Here is a 14,223-nt window from a genome sequence, read left to right as displayed (position 1 = left end):
GGCTATTCCTTCTGCTCTTTGTAACGGGCGATCAGTTGCAGGTTGCGCAGGTAGACCAGAATGCCGAAGGCCTGGCCGAGGATGAACACTGGGTCCTGGCGGTAGATGGCGTAGACCAGCAGCAGCGCGCTACCGAGCATGCTCAGGTACCAGAAGCCCACCGGGATCACGCTGCGGCGCTTGAACTCGCTGTACAGCCACTGCAGCACGAAGCGGCCGGTGAACACGGCCTGGCCGGCGAAACCGACGATCAGCCAGAGGGTTTCGCGGGTCATCCTTCGAGCTCCTGTGGGTGGGCGTCCAGGCGCGTGCGGCGGATCAGCCACCAGACCCCGAACAGATCGAGGATGCCGACCAGGGCGCGGTCCAGGTTGCCGTACTTGGAGATGCCGGCGTGGCGTGGCCGGTGGTTGACCGGGTGCACCAGCATGCGGCCGTTGTGGCGCAGGATCAGCGCCGGGATGAAGCGGTGCATGTGGTCGAAGTAGGGCAGCCCGACGAAGGCTGCGCGTTCGATCAGCTTGAGGCCGCAGCCGGTGTCGGGGGTGGCATCCTTGAGCAGGCGGCTGCGCAGGCCGTTGGCGAAGCGCGAGGCCCAGCGCTTGCTGGCCGTGTCACGGCGGTTGACCCGGTGTCCGGCCACCAGCTTGACGTCTTCGTTGCCGCGCACCAGCGCGAGCATGCCGGGGATGTCCGCCGGGTCGTTCTGGCCATCGCCATCCAGGGTCGCCAGCCAGCGCCCACGGGCGGCCTGGGCGGCATGCCAGATCGAGGTGCTCTGGCCCAGCGAGCGCTCGTGGCGCAGGATGCGCAGCTGCTGGAAACCCTGGGTCTTCAACTGTTGCAGCATGGCCAGGGTCTGGTCGCTGCTGCCGTCGTCGACCACCAGCACTTCATAGCGCTCATTTGCCAGTGCGGTGCGGATTTCCGCCAGCAGCGAGGGCAGGTTGTCGACCTCGTTCTTGGCCGGTATCAGCACCGACAGGTCAAGGGGTTCGGTCATTCAGGCTTCCTGTGTCGTTGTTGTGGTTGCGCGGCGGGTATCGGTGTAGAAATCCCGGTACCAGCCGACGAATGCCCGCACACCCTGTTCCAGCGAGGTGCTCGGGGAAAAATCGATCCAGCGCGCCAGCGAAGACACATCGGCCCAGGTCTGGTGCACGTCACCCGGCTGGAACGGCAGGTAGTTGCGCTGTGCCTTGATGCCCAGGGCGTCCTCCAGGCACTCGACGAAGCTCAGCAGCTCGACCGGTTCGCCGCGGCCGATGTTGAACAGCTGGCAGGGCGGCTGCCCTTCGCCGGCCTGGGGGGGCTTGAGGCGCAGGCGTCGGATGCTTTCGACGATGTCGTCGATGTAGGTGAAATCCCGCCCCATCCGGCCGTGGTTGTAGAGGTCGATCGGGCGGCCTTCGAGCATGGCCTGGGTGAACTTGAACAGCGCCATGTCGGGGCGGCCCCACGGGCCATACACGGTGAAGAAGCGCAGGCCGGTCATGGGGATCTGGTAGAGGTGCGCGTAGCTGTGGGCCATCAGCTCGTTGGCACGCTTGCTGGCGGCATACAGCGAGACTGGCTGCTCCACCGGGTCTTCGACACAGAACGGCAGCTTGGCGTTGGCGCCGTAGACCGAACTGCTGGAGGCGTAGACCAGATGCTGGGGCCGGTGCTGGCGGCAGGCCTCCAGTATGTTGAGAAACCCCACCAGGTTCGACTGGCCGTATACGCCGGGGTTGTCCAGCGAATAGCGCACGCCAGCCTGGGCGGCCAGGTGGATCACCTCGGTGAAATCGTGCACGGCGAACAGCCGGAGCAGCGCGTCCTGGTCGGCGATGTCGAGGGGCACGAAACGAAAGTTCGGCCATTCGGCCAGCTGCTTCAGGCGCGCGTGCTTGAGCGCGACGCTGTAGTAGGGGTTGAGGTTGTCGATACCCACCACCTCCAGCCCCTCGCGGCACAGGCGCTGGGCCAGGTGATAGCCGATAAAACCGGCGGCACCGGTGATCAGTACGGGCATGGCGGCTGCACCTGGCCACGGCCGATGCCGTAGTACGTGAGGCCAGCGGCGGCCATGTGCTCGGGCTCGAACAGATTGCGACCGTCGAACACCACCCGGTCGGCCAGCAATCGCGGTACCTGGTCCAGGTTGAGCACCCGGTAGTCCTGCCACTCGGTCACGATCACCAGGGCGTCGGCGCCCTCGAGCGCGTCGTCCTTGCAGTGCACCAGGCGCAGGTCGGCGCGCTCGCCGTAGTGCCGCTGGATTTCCGCCATGGCCTGGGGGTCATGGGCCTGGATCCGGGCGCCTGCAGCCCACAGGGCCTCGATCAGCACGCGGCTGGAGGCCTCGCGGATGTCATTGGTGTTGGGCTTGAAGGCCAGGCCCCAGAGCGCGAAGACCTTGCCTTGCACACCCTCGGGGTAGTGCCGGGCGATCTTGTCGAACAGGCGGTTCTTCTGCCGTTCGTTGACTGACTCCACCGCGCGCAGCAGGTGCGGTTCGAAGCCTTCGGCCTCGGCGCACTTGCGCAGGGCCTGCAGGTCCTTGGGGAAGCACGAGCCGCCAAAGCCACAGCCGGGGTAGATGAAGTCGTAGCCGATACGCGGGTCCGAGCCGATGCCACGGCGCACCATCTCGATATCGGCACCCACATGCTCGGCTAGGTTGGCGATCTCGTTGATGAAGGAGATCTTCGTCGCCAGCATGCAGTTGGCGGCGTACTTGGTCAGCTCGGCGCTGCGCGCGTCCATGACCATGAGCTTTTCGCGGTTGCGGCTGAACGGCAGGTAGAGTTCGCGCAACAGTTCCACTTCGGCCGGCCCTGCGCCGCCGATGATGATGCGCTCGGGGCGCATGAAGTCGTCGACGGCCGAACCTTCCTTGAGAAACTCCGGGTTGCTGAGTACCTGGAAACCATGGTTTTCGGCCATGAGCCGGTCGATATGCACCTTGATGCGGTCGACCGTACCGACCGGTGAGGTGGATTTATTGACGATTACCCTGGAGCCGTCGGCGTGCGCCACGATGCTGTCGACCACCGCGAACACATGGCGCAGGTCGGCGCTGCCATCGGCCAGCGGTGGGGTGCCGACGGCGATGAACAACAAACTGGCATGGTTGCTGGCCCGCCGGGCATCGGTGGTGAACGTGAGGCGACCGCATTCGAGGTTCTTCTCCAGCAGCGCCGCCAAGCCCGGCTCGAAGATCGGGCAGTGCCCCTGGCTCAAGCTGGCGACCCGTTCAGCGTCGACATCCATGCACATCACCGAATGCCCTACCTGGGCCAGGCACACCGCCTGGGTGAGGCCGACATAACCGGTACCGAAAACCGTCACCTTCATCTAGCAGCTCCATGAGCGAATCTGGGCAGGTAATGACCAATGCCGTACAGGGCTTTGCTGACGTGCAGAGCCTCGGCTTTCAAGCTGTAAAAAAATGTCACAACGTTGTTTAAGTTTTGTTAATCAAGCTGTCATGCAGGCTGTAGCAATGCCGCGGTTGACCAGCCTGGACAGCAGGGGGCGCTTGTGGCCGGAAGACTCGCCATAGAGCCATGGCACCCGCCAGTCACCGCCTGGGCGCATGTCCCTGGCGATCTGCGGGTAGCGGGGTGGGGGTTGAACGTTGTCCTGCCGGGCAGCAGGCAAAGGCGTGCCAATCCAAAGTGCACACATCTCTCCTTGACGTGAAGCATTCAGCTGTAGGTGAAACGGTGACCCGGCAATCAATCCGCATGCGCTGCCAGGGCCCCGGGGCGAATGGCTTCGAGGCAAGGCCAGAGCCTAGTCGGCAATAGTCAAATTGCCAGTATCGGGCGGGTGCGTGCCGACGAGAGGCATGTGGTAGCTACTCGCAGTGACGGCCCTGGGCTCTGTTCCTCATGCAGGGTGGCATTGGACTATGCTCAGGTCAGCCGTCGGCGGTGCTACGGGAAGGCCGCGTGGATCAGGGGCGATCCGGTAATGGCCGTTACCGTTCGCCTGACCACCTGCCTGGCCAGGTGGTTCAGGCTCCCGCGTCGGATCTTTCTCCCTGATCCGCAGTCTTTGGTGTTATCGAAAGAACAAGGAGATGCGCATGCTCGTTCGGTCATTGACCTTCGCCACCCTGATTGCCGCCGCCGGCCCGCTGTTGGCCGCGGACAGTGACGCACCACTGGCCAAGGAACTGGGCAAGGCCAGGCCACTGGTCATCATCGCCCCGAGTACCGCCGACCCGACCCTGCGTGGCCTGAACCAGGCCCTGGAAGACCCGGCCACCAAGGCTGGCTTCACCGAGCGCAACCTGGTGCTGTACAGCGTCGCCAACATGATGGGCAAGCGCGAGGACAAGAACCTCGAGCAGCAGGCCACCATGGCTTTGATCCGCGAGCTCAAACTGGGTGCCAGCAAGGGCACCAAGGTGATCCTGGTGGGCAAGGATGGCGAGCGGCACATCCTCAAGGATGATGACAGCGGCGAAAAGATCGACCCGCAGGTGATCTTCAAGGCGGTTGATGAGCTGCCCGCCAGCGAGAAGGCGGTCACCGCGCCGGAGCCGGTAGCCAGCGTTCCGGAGCCTGCGCCCAAGGAGAGCAAATCCGGCAAACCGGCCAAACCGGCCAAGCCCGCAGCGCCGCCCAAGCCGCTCGACGACTGATCGCGCGCTGGCGGCTGAGGCCCTCGTGGGGGCGGGTTTGCCCCGCGATGGCGCCACACCAGGCATTTTGTTGCAGCGGCTTGCTCTATTGCGGGGCTAGCCCGCTCCCACGACGTCCATCCCCTTGTATCGCACTGTATCTAACGCTCGTCTCGCGCTGTTTACATACAAAACCCACTCCCGCGCGATACAACCGTGACACACCGTGTCGGCTAAATGGCTCCACTTTTCAACCACACGTGGAGCTACACCATGAAAACCACCCGTAATACGCTCGGCCTGCTCGGCGCCACCCTGATCGGCGGCATGGTCATGGGCAACACCGCCTTCGCGGTCGAACCGCTGTCCCAGGGTTACCAGCTGGCCGCCGCCAAGGCGCCCGGCGAGGGCAAATGCGGTGAAGGCAAGTGCGGCGCCAGCGCCAAGGCCGGCACCGAGGGCAAGTGCGGCGAAGGCAAGTGTGGTGCCAGTGCCAAGGCAGGCACCGAAGGTAAGTGCGGTGAGGGCAAGTGCGGCGCCAGCGCCAAGGCCAGCACTAAAGCCAGCGCCAAGGCCAGCACCGAGGGCAAGTGCGGCGAGGGCAAGTGTGGTGCCGATGCCAAAGCAGGCACCGCAGCTAAGTGAGGTGAAGGCAAGTGTGGCGATGCGTCGTTCGCCCGCACCGACACCCGCCACGATGGTTTTATCTGCGAACAGGAAGCTGCCGTCCACCTGGCGTCGATCTACAAGGCCAATAGCAAGGCGATGCCCGGCGGGCTGTTCAGCCACCTGACCGGTAATTCCTGACCCACCCCCGACCGTGGAGCCCCTTGGCTCCACGGTCGGCCCATCGCCTACCTGGAAACTTCCCATCATGATCGATACGCCGTTGCATACCGGGCTCGGCTTGCGCCGAGGCCTGCTACCCGAGCTGCTCGAGATGCAGCCGGGTGAAGTGGACTTCCTGGAGTGCGCTCCGGAAAACTGGATTGGTGTCGGTGGTGTCTTTGGCCGGCAGCTGGAGTGCCTGGCCGAGCGCTTTGCCATTGCCTGCCACGGCCTGTCCTTGTCGCTGGGCAGCACCGCGCCGCTGGATGAGGCGTTTCTCGTGCTCACCCGGCGTTTCCTTGATCGTCACCAGGTGCGCCTGTACAGCGAGCACCTGAGCTATTGCAGTGATGACGGTCATCTCTACGACCTGCTACCGGTCCCTTTCACCGAGGAGGCCGTCCACCATGTGGCCGCGCGTATCCGCCAGACCCAGGACCTGCTGGGGCGGCGCATCGCGGTCGAAAACATCAGCTACTACGCCGCTCCGTACCAAGCCATGAGCGAGCTGGACTTTATCCGCGCGGTGCTCGAAGAGGCCGACTGCGACCTGCTGCTGGACGTCAACAATGTCTTCGTCAATGCCTGCAACCATCGCTACGAGGCACTGGCCTTCCTCGAGGGTATTCCCCGCGAGCGGGTGGTGGGCATGCATGTGGCCGGCCATTACGACGAAGCGCCCGACCTCAAGGTCGATACCCATGGCGCGCCGGTCAAGGAGGATGTCTGGGCTTTGTTTGCCCAGGCCTGCCAGCGCTTCGGCGCTCAGCCGACCGTGCTCGAGCGCGATTTCAACTACCCGCCGCTGGCCGAGCTTTTGGCCGAAACCGCCCGTATTCGCCTCCTGCAACAGCGTCATGGAGGGCCACGCCATGGCTGACACCTTGCGCGCGCAACAATTCACCCTGGCCCGGCACGTGCGTGACCCGGCGGCCAACCCACCACCGCCGGGCATCGAGGCGCGACGCCTGGCGGTCTATCGCGATCTGTTCTTCGGCACCGTCGAAGGCTTGCTGGCCGGTAGTTTCCCTGTGTTGCGCAGCACCCTGGGCGAGGCGCACTGGAAGGCACGGGTGCAGGACTTCTATGCCCACTACCGCAGCCAGACACCGTTATTCAGTGAAGTCGCCACGGCGTTCATCGACTACCTGCAAAGCATCGAGCGGGGTGCCCCCTGGCAGTTGGAACTGGCCCATTACGAATGGATCGAGGCGCAGCTGTACCTGAGCGACGCCGAGGATCCACCCCATGATCCCGCAGGCGACCTGCTCGAAGGCGAACCGCTGTTGTCGTGCGTGGCGCGGGTGTTAGCCTATCGCTGGCCGGTGGAGCGCATCGGGCCGGAGTACCAGCCGGTCGAACCGCCGGAGGCGCCGACCTTGTTGCTGGTCTATCGCGATGCGCAGCTGCAGGTGCGCTTCGCCCGGGTGGCGCCAATGGCCTGGCAACTGCTGATCGGGCTGCCGGGCACAGGGCGTGAACGCCTGCGGGCGTTGGGTAATGATGAGGTGCAGCACCAAGGCCTGATGTTGCTGGAGGCGTTGCGCGGGCAGGGCATCATTGTCGGTACCCGCTGATTTTCCGTTGGTGGACGAGTCGGTTTTGCGTTGAACACGTTCACGCTGTTGGGGCGATGCTGTTGTGTTGGTTGAACTGGCCTCTTCGCCGGCAAAGCCGGCTCCTACAGAAAGCGCCTACCCCCGGGGGTTAAACCGCTAAACGTGCGATGGCAATTCTAGACGGTGGCGCCTTTGGCCGGCTCGGGGGGCTGTGCTTGCTTCGCCGGCTTCAACTGCGACACCCCGAACAGCACCAACGCCAGACCGGCCACCTGGTACAGCGAAATCTCTTCGTTGAGGATCGCCCACGACGCCAGCACCGTCAGCACCGGCCCGAGGTTGCCCACCGCTGCCGTGTGGGTCGGCCCCAGGCGTTGGATCGCCAGGGCTACCCAGTAGATTGGCAGCACCGTGGAGAGCAGCGCCATCAATGCCGCGTACAGCCACACCGCACTCGGCAGTTGCAACAGCGGCGCGACGTCCGCGACCAACAGGTAATGGGCCAGGACCATCAGCGACGACGCCGTGCCGCACAACCCGGCCAGGCGCATCGAGCCCATGCGCTTGAGCATCGCCCCGGTGCCCGAGTAGTACAGCGCGTAGGTCACCGCACTGGCAAACACCCACAGCGAACCGACGATCACCTGGCTGCCAGCACCGGAGCTGCCAATGTCGTGGGTAAAGGCGATACCCAGCCCCAGGTAGCACAGGCCCATGGCCGCCAGCGTGCGCGGGGTGGGGCGTTCGCGTTGGGCGACAGCCTGGATCAGCAGCACCAGGGTCGGGTAGGTGAACAGGATCAGCCGCTCCAGGCCGGCGCTGATGGACTGCAACCCATAGAAGTCGAACAGGCTCGCCAGGTAATAGCCGAACAGCCCGAGCAGGGCCACGCGCAGGCCATCGCCCAGGGTCAACGGCGTGTCGCCCTGGCCACGGCTGGACCACACCAGCCAGGCGAACATTGGCAACGACAGGGCCATGCGCAGGGCCAGCAGGCTGATGGCGTCCACGGGCCCGGCGGCGTAGGCGAGTTTGACGAAGATAGCCTTGAAGCTGAAACCCAGGGCCGCGAGCACGGCATAGAGGCTGCCGTTGGCGAGGGCGCGTTGGAGCGGGGCGGGCAGGCGGGTCATGGCGAATCCGAAAGAGGTGAGGTTGTGGCTTATTCTGGATAGAAGGTCGTCGCGCTAGAATCGCTTTTTCTTGAAGATGGCGTTCTGATTTGGAGAAGCCCTCATGCACTTCGACCTGACGGATTTGCGCCTGATCGCCGCCATTGCCAGCAGCGGCAGCCTGAGCAAGGCAGCGGCAACCTTCCCGGTGGCGGTGTCGGCAGCCAGCACCCGCCTGCGCCTGTTCGAGGAACGCAGCGGGCTGACCCTGTTCATCCGCAAGGCCGATGGCATGCAGCTCACCCCGGCCGGTCGGCTGGTGCTGGAAGCGGCGCGTGGGGTGCTGGGCGAGGCGCGGAAACTGCAGGACACCCTGCGCGAACTGGCCGGCCTTCGGCGCATCACCCTGCATGTGGCCGCCTCGACCGTGACCAACAGCACGTTGCTGCCGGCGGTGCTGGGGCCGTTCCTGGCGGATTATCCGGAGGTCGACCTGCAATTGGTCGAGCACAAGAGCGTCGATGTGTTGCGGGTGGTGCTGGGTGGGGAGTGCGAGATCGGCGTGTACGACGGCAACCTGGTCAACGATGGCGTGGTCTCGCTGCCGTTTCGTACCGAGCGCCTGGTGTTGCTGGTGCCCGTCGATCACCCCTTGGCCGGCCGTGGCCAACTGCGCCTCGGTGATGCCCTGGGTTATCCCTTCGTCTGCCTGCCGCCCGAGCGGGCCATGCAGCGCTTCGTCGAAGAGCTGGCGATGAACCTGGCCATGCCGCTGAAAGTGCGGGTGCGCGCGCCGAGCTTCGAAGCCATCGCGCAGTTGGTGGCCCAGCATGCGGGCATCGCCATGCTGCCGGAAACTGCGGCGCTGCGCGCTCAACAGGAGCTGGCGGTGTGTCCGGTGGCGTTGGAGGAGCGCTGGGCGACCCTTGAGCTGCGCATCTGCTTTCGTGGCTGGGAGACGCTGAGCTCGCATGGGCGGCAGTTGGTGAGTTTTCTGTCGGGGCAATGACCGCAGGCTGATGGCAATGTGCATCTAGTACACCAGCCCTAGGGCCAAGCCATGGCAACCGGCCGATAATCGACACGCTTTCCCAACAAGGAGCGTTCACGATGATCGAGGTTGAAGAAGCACTGCAGGAACTGGATGAAGGGCAGATCGAGGCGGTTGCCGGAGGCGGCCAGCGCCCGGGCGACCCGCCGCCGCAGTTCCCCGAATGGCCCGAAGAACTGTTCGGTTCGCAGGCCGGTTACTGACTCAGCAAAGGAGCGATACCCATGTCGATTGACCATTCGCGCATGTTGCGTGTGCTTGCTCACGAGGAACTGGAGCGGGTAGCCGGCGGCCATGACGCAACCATCATGCCGGTGATGCCGCCGGTATACCCGAAGCCGGACGTTCCGCCGCCGCACCTGCCACGGTACCCCGAGGTGCCCCCGCCCAACGACATCGAGGGGCCGATCATCCGGTTCTGAGGTGTTCCTGTAGGAGCGGCTTTTGCCGCGATGCGGGCAACGCGGTGCATGGCACCCGCTTGCGGGTGATCGCGGCTGAAGCCGCTCCTACGGCGCTTGTATCAGTTCGATGGTTTTCATTACCACAAGGCAACCGAGCCCGCCGCAATCACCCGGCTGAACACTTCGACGGCCTTGTCCACGTCCTGCTCGCTGGTGTAGCGCCCGATGCTCAGCCGCACGCTGTTGCGCGCCTGCGCTTCGCTGAGCCCCAGGGCCAGCAGCACATGGGAGGCGCTGTTGGCGGCCGAGTTGCACGCCGACGTGGTCGACAGTGCCAGCTCGCCGGCCAGCGCATTGCTGTTGAAGCCTTTCGCGTCGATGCACAGGTTCAGGGTGTGGGCGATGCGTTGCGCCGGACAGCCGTTGAGGCGCACGCCTGGCAAGCCCAGCAGACCATCGCGCAGCCTGGCGCTCAAGTGCTCGATACGTGCGTGCTCGCTGTCACCCGGCTGGCCGGCCAGGGCAAAGGCGCTGCCCATGCCGACGATCTGGTGGGTGGCCAGGGTGCCGGAGCGCAGCCCGCGCTCATGGCCGCCGCCGTGCATCTGCGCACGCAGCACGGGGCGGGCGCGGGGCCCGACGTAGAGGGCGCCGATGCCCTTGGGGCCATAGGCTTTGTGCGCCGAGAACGACATCAGGTCCACCGGCTGCCGGGCGAGGTCGATCACTACCTTGCCGACCGCCTGGGCGGCATCCACATGCAGCAGCGCGCCGTGCTCGCGCACCTGCATACCGATGCCGGCGAAATCGGTGACCGTGCCCAGTTCATTGTTCACCGCCATCAACGACACCAGGCGGGTGTCCGTGCGCAGCGCAGCCTGCACGGCCGCTGGCTGGATCAGGCCCTGGGCGTCCGGCGCCAGGCGGGTCACCGCCCAGCCCAGGCGTTCCAGTTCGGCGGCGGTGTCAAGCACGGCCTTGTGTTCAAGCTGGCTGGTGATCAGGTGGCCGGGTTGATCAAAACCCTGGGCGATGCCCTTGAGGGCGAGGTTGTTGGATTCGGTGGCGCCGGAGGTCCACACCAGTTCGTCGGGTTGCGCACCTACCTGTTCGGCTACCTGGCGGCGGGCCTGCTCGACGGCCTCGCGGGCGGCCTTGCCATGGGCGTGGCCACTGGACGCCGGGTTGCCGAAATTCGCTTCACGGCCAAGGCAGGCCATCATGGCTTCGATGACCCGGTCATCTACTGGGGTGGTGGCGGCGTAGTCGAAATACAGCGGGGCGGAGGGCATGATCGGGCGTGTCCGTGCAGGGGCGCCGACAATCGGCGGCCATGGGGGAAATCCTACGTGCACCCCTGGAGGAAGGTTTTTCCATTTTGATCGTTGCCTGCGCATTTGGAGATCAATTTTTCTTATCCTGCCAATTTTGTAGGATTTTTTTCCCTTGCGCTTCGCCGGGCATCAGAACCATTCCCAGGGCGCCTGCTTGTAGACCATCACCAGCACCATCAGGAACATCCCGGTAAAGCCGGCAACCCCCATCCACATCCAGTAACGGTACAGTCGCTGGTAGGTGCCGCCCAGCGCGCTACCCGTTGCCGCCGCCTCGGCAGCCAGTGCCTGCATGCGTGTTTGCAACAACAGCACCGGCAACCACAGCGCCCCGACTGCGAAGAAGATCAGCAAGGCGGCACGCAGCCAAGCGGCGCTCCAGTCCATGCCCGCCAGCCCGGCCATGCCGACACCGGTCAGCAATTGCAGGACCCCGGCCGGCGTGGTGATCCAGGCATCGAAGCGCACCACCATTCGCGCCACGGCCGCGATGATCCGCGCATCGCCGGTGCGGTGGGCGGCAATCAGGTACAGGTAGGAGCCCATGCCGAAGCCGAACAGGAATACGGCGGCGATCACATGCAGGTACTTGAGCAGCAGGTAGTCCATGTCAGTGGCGCCCGTGCTGGAAGCCGACGCTGAAGCGCACCTGGTCCGGCGCGCCGATGGCGGCGAGGTATGCTTCGACACTGATCTCGCCGACGCAGGGGCGCGCACCGGGGGCGGGTACATAACCCTCGACCACCTTGGCCATCAGCGCCACCGAAGCGCAGCTGGGGATCTGCGGGCCCTTGTCGTCGAGGGCGCTGACCTGGGCCCGCATGCGCAGCGGCTGGCCGTCGGTGTCGGCGCCACGCACATCCAGGTACATGGCGCTCTTGCCATCGCCCCAGCGCTCGAAGCGCCCACCCAGCCGGTGCAGGCGCCGCGCCCAGGGCAGCGGGTCGCGTACCAGCCGGTACTTGACCAGCAGCGCCAGCGCCGCGTTGGCCAGGCCGCCTAGCACCAGCCCGGAGCCGGCCTTGAACGCCAGGGTGCGGGCTCCGTAGCGGCTGGCGAAAATATCCATGTCCGGCACATCGACGTTGTTCAGCAGGCGCCAGCCCAGCCCCGGCAGGTGACGCACCTGCAACCCCAGCCAGCCATCGACATTGCAGGGTTGGCCATCGCGCCATTGGCGGATCGGCCGCCCGGCATAGGCGAGCACGCCTTCGATGGTGGACAGCCCAGGCATCTTCGCCGACGAGGAAATGCCATGTTCGATCACGTCGATGCGGCTGAAGTGTTGGCGTTGTTCATCGAGAATCGCCGAGGACAGGCTTGGCACCGAGCTGCAACCGCTGAGCACCGCGACACCGGCTTGGCGCGCCTGGGCATCGAGGCGCGCGATGCCATTGACGAACGCCCGGCAGTCAGCCAGGTCGCAGTAGTTGGCACCGGCCGCGATGCAGGCTTCGGCAACGCTGTACGGCTGGCCCTGGAACGGGCCGCCGGTGTGGATCACCCAGTCGATCGCCAACTGGCGCAGGGCATCGGCGAAGCCGGAGGCCATGGCGTCACCGCACCAGGAATCCCGCAGCGAGACGCCGGGGCCGGCCAGTGCCTGTTCGAGCCGTTCCAGCGCAGCGGCATTGCGACCGGCGATGACCAGTTGCACGTGCGGCATCTGGTTCAAGTGCTGGCTGATGATTCGACCGAAGTTGCCGTAGGCGCCGATCACCAGAATCCTGAGGGCCATGTTCCGTTCCTTGTGCCGTGAATCCGAAAAGCCCGTTTCAGGGCGGCGCAAGGGTTACCGAAAGGCCATGGCAATGCAAGCGGGGCAAGGTGCGGGAGCCCATGCAGCCGGCCCCCGCGATGGGGAAGGGGTCATTTCTGGCAGAGGTAGTCCTGGGTGACCGTGGTTTGCAGGCAGTTGAACTGGCCCATGGTGCGGCAGATGCTCTTTTCGCTGCCGGTGATTTCCGCGTTTCGGTAACCCCAGGTCTTGCAGCGCGCAGTGGCGACCTGCAGGCCCTGGGCCGCGTCGCTCTGGCCGCTTTCGAACTGGCCTTGTTCGTAGGAGACCTGCACCAGGCCATCGTTCTTGCTGCCGCCAGTGGCTTCCCACTGCTTGGGGGTGGCGCAACCGCTGAGGAGCAGTGCGGCGAGGGTGAGGGTGGCGAAGGTTGTCTTCATGTCGGCAGGGTCCTTTGCAGGGCCCGGGCGCCAGGGCACCGGGCCTTGTTTCACGTGAGGGAGAACGCCGTCGACGGTAGCACGGTGCAGGACGCTGGCCGATAGTACGGGTGTACTAGGTGTTCAGGCGCTTTCCAGTGCTGCTTGCTCGTCCTGCACCACCACCCGCTCGCACAACTCGATGATCTGCTCGCGCATCCAGCGGTTGGCCGGGTCCTGGTCGGTGCTTTCGTGCCAGTAAAGGTGGGTTTCCAGCGGCGGTACCTCCACCGGCAGCGGCTGGTGGCGCAGTTGGTGGCGGCGGGCGAAGCGCTCGGGCACGGTCATCACCATGTCGGTCTGCTGCAGCACCTGCGAGGCCATCAGGTAGTGCTGCGAGCGCAGGGCAACGCGGCGCTGCACGCCCATCTTGCCCAGGGCCAGGTCGACATAGCCCAGGCCGTTGCGGCGGCTGGAGATGTGGATGTGGGTCATGCCCAGGTAAGTGTCCAGGGTCAGCTTATGCTCGGCCAACGGATGGCCCGGGCGCATGGCGCAGACGTAGCGGTCCTGCATGAGCTTGACGTGGCGCACCTGTGGGTCGGTGTTCAGCGGCGCGTCCACGGCGAAGTCCAGGCGCCCGGCGGCCAGCTCCTTGGTGGTCTCGCGGCGCTTGCATAAAAAGCTCTCGATCACCAGCGCGGGCGCCAGCCGGCGCAGGCGCTGGAACAGCGGTGGCAGGATCACCGCCTCGGTGAGGTCGGTCATGCTGATGCGGAAGGTCTTGCTGGCCTGCTGTGGGGTGAAGATGCGGCTTTCCTGCACCGAGGTGCGCAGCAGCGTCAGCGCATTGCGCACCGGGCCGATGATGTTCTGCGCCATGGGCGTGGGCACCATGCCCTGGGCGGTGCGCACGAACAGCGGGTCGTTGAAGGTCTCGCGCAGGCGCGACAGGGCGTTGGACACCGCCGGCTGGGTGATGCCGACGATCTGCCCGGCGCGGGTCAGGTTGGCTTCGGTGTAGATGGCGTCGAAGACGATGAACAGGTTGAGGTCGACCTTGCTGAGGTTCATGGGCGCCGCTCTTTGTTGGAGTTATCGGCCGATCATATATCGGTTATGAATGTTTATACACGTAGAAAATAGACTAGGTGGATGACGGG

At 65.1% G+C, this 14,223-nt stretch carries 17 protein-coding genes and 1 pseudogene; 8 read left to right on the top strand and 10 right to left on the bottom strand.

Annotated features, from left to right (window positions below):
* Nucleotides 1–2: 2 nt before the first annotated feature.
* Genes IM733_RS09420 through IM733_RS09405 form a run of 4 tightly spaced genes read right to left on the bottom strand, consistent with a single transcriptional unit; the run spans nt 3 to nt 3,339 of the window.
* Nucleotides 3–275, bottom strand: coding sequence for a lipid-A-disaccharide synthase N-terminal domain-containing protein (locus IM733_RS09420; protein WP_248920614.1), 273 nt, complete (start codon nt 273–275; stop codon nt 3–5).
* Nucleotides 272–1,003: a glycosyltransferase family 2 protein gene (locus tag IM733_RS09415; RefSeq protein ID WP_248920613.1), complete on the bottom strand. Its 732-nt coding sequence runs from the start codon at nt 1,001–1,003 to the stop codon at nt 272–274. The genes IM733_RS09420 and IM733_RS09415 overlap by 4 nt, the downstream gene beginning before the upstream one ends.
* Nucleotides 1,004–2,014 carry an NAD-dependent epimerase gene (locus IM733_RS09410; protein WP_248920612.1) on the bottom strand — a complete coding sequence of 337 codons (1,011 nt, stop codon included), beginning with the start codon at nt 2,012–2,014 and terminating at the stop codon, nt 1,004–1,006. It abuts the gene before it with no gap.
* The gene (locus tag IM733_RS09405) at nt 2,002–3,339 is read right to left on the bottom strand and encodes a UDP-glucose dehydrogenase family protein (protein ID WP_248920611.1); all 1,338 of its coding nucleotides are present in this window, start codon (nt 3,337–3,339) and stop codon (nt 2,002–2,004) included. The genes IM733_RS09410 and IM733_RS09405 overlap by 13 nt, the downstream gene beginning before the upstream one ends.
* A gap of 736 nt (nt 3,340–4,075) precedes the next feature.
* On the opposite strand from IM733_RS09405, the gene IM733_RS09400 reads away from it, so the two are divergent.
* The 5 genes and pseudogenes from IM733_RS09400 (at nt 4,076) to IM733_RS09385 (ending at nt 7,020) form a co-directional block, all read left to right on the top strand.
* The gene (locus IM733_RS09400) at nt 4,076–4,636 is read left to right on the top strand and encodes a DUF4174 domain-containing protein (RefSeq protein ID WP_248920610.1); all 561 of its coding nucleotides are present in this window, start codon (nt 4,076–4,078) and stop codon (nt 4,634–4,636) included.
* A gap of 252 nt (nt 4,637–4,888) precedes the next feature.
* Nucleotides 4,889–5,260, top strand: coding sequence for an HvfA family oxazolone/thioamide-modified RiPP metallophore (locus IM733_RS09395; protein WP_432760402.1), 372 nt, complete (start codon nt 4,889–4,891; stop codon nt 5,258–5,260).
* A 39-nt stretch (nt 5,261–5,299) separates the two neighbouring features.
* Nucleotides 5,300–5,422, top strand: a pseudogene (locus IM733_RS25705) (EF-hand domain-containing protein); the annotation flags it as partial.
* A 67-nt stretch (nt 5,423–5,489) separates the two neighbouring features.
* On the top strand, nt 5,490–6,323 hold the full coding sequence (locus IM733_RS09390) for an HvfB family MNIO-type RiPP peptide maturase (RefSeq protein WP_248920609.1): 834 nt from the start codon (nt 5,490–5,492) through the stop codon (nt 6,321–6,323).
* The gene (locus IM733_RS09385) at nt 6,316–7,020 is read left to right on the top strand and encodes an HvfC family RiPP maturation protein (RefSeq protein ID WP_248920608.1); all 705 of its coding nucleotides are present in this window, start codon (nt 6,316–6,318) and stop codon (nt 7,018–7,020) included. The genes IM733_RS09390 and IM733_RS09385 overlap by 8 nt, the downstream gene beginning before the upstream one ends.
* A 158-nt stretch (nt 7,021–7,178) precedes the next feature.
* On the opposite strand, the gene IM733_RS09380 is transcribed toward IM733_RS09385, so the two are convergent.
* The gene (locus IM733_RS09380; RefSeq protein WP_248920607.1) at nt 7,179–8,135 is read right to left on the bottom strand and encodes a DMT family transporter; all 957 of its coding nucleotides are present in this window, start codon (nt 8,133–8,135) and stop codon (nt 7,179–7,181) included.
* 103 nt (nt 8,136–8,238) lie between these two features.
* Here IM733_RS09380 and IM733_RS09375 point away from each other — a divergent pair, with 103 nt between their 5' ends.
* From IM733_RS09375 to IM733_RS09365, 3 genes are all read left to right on the top strand, one after another.
* Nucleotides 8,239–9,123, top strand: coding sequence for a LysR substrate-binding domain-containing protein (locus IM733_RS09375; protein ID WP_248920606.1), 885 nt, complete (start codon nt 8,239–8,241; stop codon nt 9,121–9,123).
* Nucleotides 9,124–9,224: 101 nt separating this feature from the next.
* Complete coding sequence (locus IM733_RS09370; protein ID WP_248920605.1) at nt 9,225–9,368, top strand: hypothetical protein; 144 nt, start codon at nt 9,225–9,227, stop codon at nt 9,366–9,368.
* 21 nt (nt 9,369–9,389) lie between these two features.
* Entirely contained in the window at nt 9,390–9,587 is a 198-nt protein-coding gene (locus IM733_RS09365) for a hypothetical protein (RefSeq protein WP_248920604.1), read from the top strand.
* Nucleotides 9,588–9,706: 119 nt separating this feature from the next.
* Here IM733_RS09365 and IM733_RS09360 read toward each other — a convergent pair whose 3' ends face one another.
* The 5 genes from IM733_RS09360 to IM733_RS09340 all read right to left on the bottom strand — a co-directional run bounded on the left by IM733_RS09360 (nt 9,707) and on the right by IM733_RS09340 (nt 14,134).
* Nucleotides 9,707–10,861 (bottom strand): cysteine desulfurase family protein, encoded by a 1,155-nt coding sequence (locus IM733_RS09360; RefSeq protein ID WP_248920603.1) that lies wholly within the window; start codon nt 10,859–10,861, stop codon nt 9,707–9,709.
* Nucleotides 10,862–11,032: 171 nt separating this feature from the next.
* Nucleotides 11,033–11,512: a DUF2269 family protein gene (locus IM733_RS09355; RefSeq protein WP_248920602.1), complete on the bottom strand. Its 480-nt coding sequence runs from the start codon at nt 11,510–11,512 to the stop codon at nt 11,033–11,035.
* Nucleotide 11,513: 1 nt separating this feature from the next.
* Nucleotides 11,514–12,641: a saccharopine dehydrogenase family protein gene (locus tag IM733_RS09350; RefSeq protein ID WP_248920601.1), complete on the bottom strand. Its 1,128-nt coding sequence runs from the start codon at nt 12,639–12,641 to the stop codon at nt 11,514–11,516.
* 131 nt (nt 12,642–12,772) lie between these two features.
* Entirely contained in the window at nt 12,773–13,081 is a 309-nt protein-coding gene (yecR, locus tag IM733_RS09345; protein ID WP_248920600.1) for a YecR family lipoprotein, read from the bottom strand.
* A 123-nt stretch (nt 13,082–13,204) separates the two neighbouring features.
* Nucleotides 13,205–14,134 (bottom strand): LysR family transcriptional regulator, encoded by a 930-nt coding sequence (locus IM733_RS09340; RefSeq protein ID WP_248920599.1) that lies wholly within the window; start codon nt 14,132–14,134, stop codon nt 13,205–13,207.
* Between the last annotated feature and the right edge of the window lie 89 nt (nt 14,135–14,223).

The sequence above is a fragment of the Pseudomonas entomophila genome (genome assembly GCF_023277925.1).
Classification (GTDB): Bacteria; Pseudomonadota; Gammaproteobacteria; order Pseudomonadales; family Pseudomonadaceae; genus Aquipseudomonas; species Aquipseudomonas entomophila_D.
Note: the sequence above shows the minus strand (reverse complement) of the source record. Positions and strands in the feature narration are given on the sequence as shown.